The sequence below is a fragment of the Bradyrhizobium sp. P5_C11_2 genome, from assembly GCF_054049755.1.
In genome coordinates this window covers 1-3,228 of the sequence record NZ_JBFULT010000714.1, presented here as the reverse complement: position 1 = coordinate 3,228, position 3,228 = coordinate 1, and the positions used below count along the sequence as shown (strand labels likewise).

The 3,228-nt window shown below is 65.5% G+C and carries 3 protein-coding genes; all 3 read right to left on the bottom strand.

Going from position 1 to position 3,228, the window contains the following annotated elements:
• Nucleotides 1–1,710 (bottom strand): sensor domain-containing diguanylate cyclase (locus ACXJL8_RS37420; RefSeq protein ID WP_456686649.1); only part of this gene is annotated, 1,710 nt, incomplete at its 3' end.
• 180 nt (nt 1,711–1,890) lie between these two features.
• Entirely contained in the window at nt 1,891–2,112 is a 222-nt protein-coding gene (locus tag ACXJL8_RS37415; RefSeq protein WP_456617290.1) for a dodecin, read from the bottom strand.
• Nucleotides 2,113–2,206: 94 nt separating this feature from the next.
• Nucleotides 2,207–3,228 (bottom strand): glycosyltransferase family 87 protein (locus ACXJL8_RS37410; RefSeq protein ID WP_456686648.1); only part of this gene is annotated, 1,022 nt, incomplete at its 5' end.

Below are 3,228 nucleotides of genomic sequence, written 5' to 3'. Positions count from 1 at the left end.
CAGCATGGCGAGGTCGCGCAGCGCGCCGCGAATCTCCTCGCCGACCCTGGCGCAGCCGTCGGCATCGGTGTTCGGCAACAGCACGGCGAACTCCTCGCCGCCGTAGCGCGCCGCGAGGTCGGCCGGCCGCCGCGGATGAGCGGACAGGATCCGCCCCAGCGCACGCAGGCAGCCGTCGCCGGCCAAATGCCCGTAATGGTCGTTGAACGCCTTGAAATGATCGACGTCGATCAGCAGGAGCGAGAGTGGGGTGCCATCGCGGCGGGCGCGGGCCCATTCGTCCGCGAGGCGCTCGTCGAATGCGCGCCGGTTGGCGAGCCCGGTGAGGCCGTCGGTCGCCGCGAGCGAGGCGAGCTTGTCCTGCAAGTCCTTCTGTTCGGTCATGTCGCGCACCACCGCGACGACGCCGTCGATCTCGCCGCTGTCGGACGCCCGGGTCACGTGCAGGGCCGACTCGGCCCAGATCTCGCCCTTGTCGCGATGGCGCTGACGGTAGACGAACCTTGCCTCCTCCGCCTCGCCGTTCTTCAGCGCGGCAATCGCCTGCTCGACCCGCTCCATGTCCTCCGCGTGAACCCCGGCCACGGCCGACGTCCCCAGCAGTTCGTTGGAAGACCAGCCGATGATGCGCGCGCATGACGGAGAAACGTAGATCAGCCGGTTATCCAGCCCGATCCTGGTCACCATGTCGCTGGATTGCTCGGCCAGCAGGYGGAAATGGGCTTCTTTGGCGATCAGGGCCTGTGCCATGCGCTGCCCCTGCAAGAGCTGGCGGACCAGGTAAAAGCCGATCGCCGCGATCAGCAGGACGAGGCCGAGGACAACGGTCATGCGTGCGGCCGCCGCGCGGCGCCAAGGGGCCAGCACGTCGTCCTGCGACTTGCTCGCCAGCACCATCAGGGGATAGCGGCTGCTGCGCTGGTAGTAGCTGAGCCGCTGCACGTTATCCAGCGGAGACTTGAAATAGTAGACGGCCGCAGCCGGACGGCTCTTCCATTGCTTGAACAACGGCGCGTTGGACAGGTCGCGTCCGACGAAGGCGCCGCTCTCGTCGCGGCTGCGCGCCAGCATGATGCCGTCGTTGTTCAGCAGCGACGCCGAGCTGTGCGGACCGAGGTCGAAGCGCTCGTAGAACTTGACGAAATAGCTGACGTCGATCGTGAGCAGGGCAACGCCGGCGAAGCTGCCGTCGGGGTGGTTGATMCGGCGAGATGCGGTGATGATCCACTGGCCGCCGGAACGGCTCTTGACGGGTCGTCCGATCAGCGTGCCCGGATCCGGCGAGTCGCGATGACGCTGGAAATATTCGCGGTCGCTGTTGTTGAATTTGGAGAAGTCGACCTGCTCGGTCGTGGCAAGCCAGCGGCCGGTCTCGTCATAGACGAAGATGCCGCGGATGCGGTCCGATGATTTGCGGGTCGGCAGATAGGTCTGAAGCTTTGCGATGGTGTCCGGACCGGTTCCATCGAGCTCGAGCCGATGGACCAGCCCGACGAGGATGGTATCGACGAGCTCGAAGGTGTCGTCGGCATGCTGGACCAGCGAATGCGCGAGGTTGGCGACGTCGATTTCGGCGTTTCTGAGCTCGGCATTGCGCGTTTCCCATTCGCGCCAGCCGCTCAAGCCCAGGATGGCGAAGCAGGTCAGCATGACGAAACCCGCCGCCCAAAGCGGAAGGCGCGTCTTCCCGAGTTCGCGGCCCGTTGTCATCAGGCTTGCTCCATTTCGGTGCAAACCTCTCACCTTGGCCTTAACGGCTTGTTGCGTTATCCGCGCTGATTGTGCCAACCCCGTATTCGGCCGGAACCAGTCCTCGATGTTTCGACGGGTTATCGTCGGAGGATGTTAACCACACGGGCCTCACGCGCCGGTTTTGCCGTGAGTCCTGCCTCACCCTTCCAGCGTAAACCCGACGCGCAGCGTCACCTGGTAGTGGCGCACGGCGTTGTTCTCGATGTGGCCGCGCGTCTGCACCACCTCGAACCATTTCATCTCGCGAATGGTCTTGGCGGCGCGGCTGATCGCGTTCTTGATCGCATCCTCGATCGACGTGTCCGACGATCCGACCAGTTCGAGGATCTTGTAGACGTGATCCGTCTCGGCTGTAGGCATCGTGAGTCTCCCTTGGTTGCGCTGCGGCAGGCAGGACATCGCTCCCACCGGGAAACGCGGCCGCGGCGGGATCAGTCAAACCCCCGCCGACGGCCTAGGTTCCGTGATTTGTGCCGGGGGCTATTCCAGGAGGCGCACCGGGGAGGCGAGCTCGACGGCGGGCGCACCTTGTCGCGGCCGCCGGCTGCGCGTTGCGCCACAGCGTGCGCAGCAGCATCGCCAGCACAGCAATGAGCGCGACGCCGGCGACCGCCGGCTTGAAGCGCTCGTCAAAACCGGCTGCAAGGGTCGTCGATTGCAGCAGGCCGTAAGCGCCGGCCAGCATGATGAGCCCGTACATGACGCTGCGTTCGCGCGGGCTCGTCACCCTGGGAAGGTCGGGAAGCAGCAGCGCCAGACCGACGCCGACGATCGGCAGATCGTAGTCATAGGCATAGGGGCTGATCATCACCGAGACGATCGCCGCGATGCCGAGCGTGAAGCGAGCAGGCATCCCGCGCGCGATGCCAAGTGCGATCGCAGCGAGCGCAAGGGCCGCGAAAACGACCTGGCCCCAGAATGCTCCGCTGGCGGAGAGGCCGGCGTTGTACAGCGCTGCGTAGCCCGAGATCATTCGGAACAGGGGATACATGCCCTGTTCGAGAAAGCCCGCCGACTCCCTGATCGCGCCCAGCCACGCAATCCAGATCTGCGGCCCGAAGACGAGGGTGCAGAGCAGCGAGCTCACGAGCACGACCATCGCGGCGGTGGCGATCGTTGCCCAGCGGCGGGTCGCCAGCAGATACACCCCGACCGCAACGGCCAGGTGCGGCTTGATGACCATGGCGCCGAGCGCGAGGCCCGCGCGCACCTGGCGCTTCTGCAGGTTGACGCAGACGAGCCCGATCAACGCGCCGGTGAGAAGGCCGTTCTGTCCGCAGCCGATCGTGATCGCCATGGCCGGAAACAGAACGATGAGGATCAGTGCGAAGTTATTGCCTGCAATCGCGCGCAGCGTCATCAGATAGGCGGTGAGCGTCATGGCCGTGAACACCGAATAGGCGGCCCACACCGGCAGGAAGGCTAACGGCGCCAGCAGCAGGTCGAACTGCGGCGGGTAGGTCCAGGGCATGAAGC

Bases quoted from the DNA above. Each gene is read 5' to 3' on its own strand.
- ACXJL8_RS37415 (WP_456617290.1), bottom strand. From the start codon at position 2,112: ATGCCTACAGCCGAGACGGATCACGTCTACAAGATCCTCGAACTGGTC.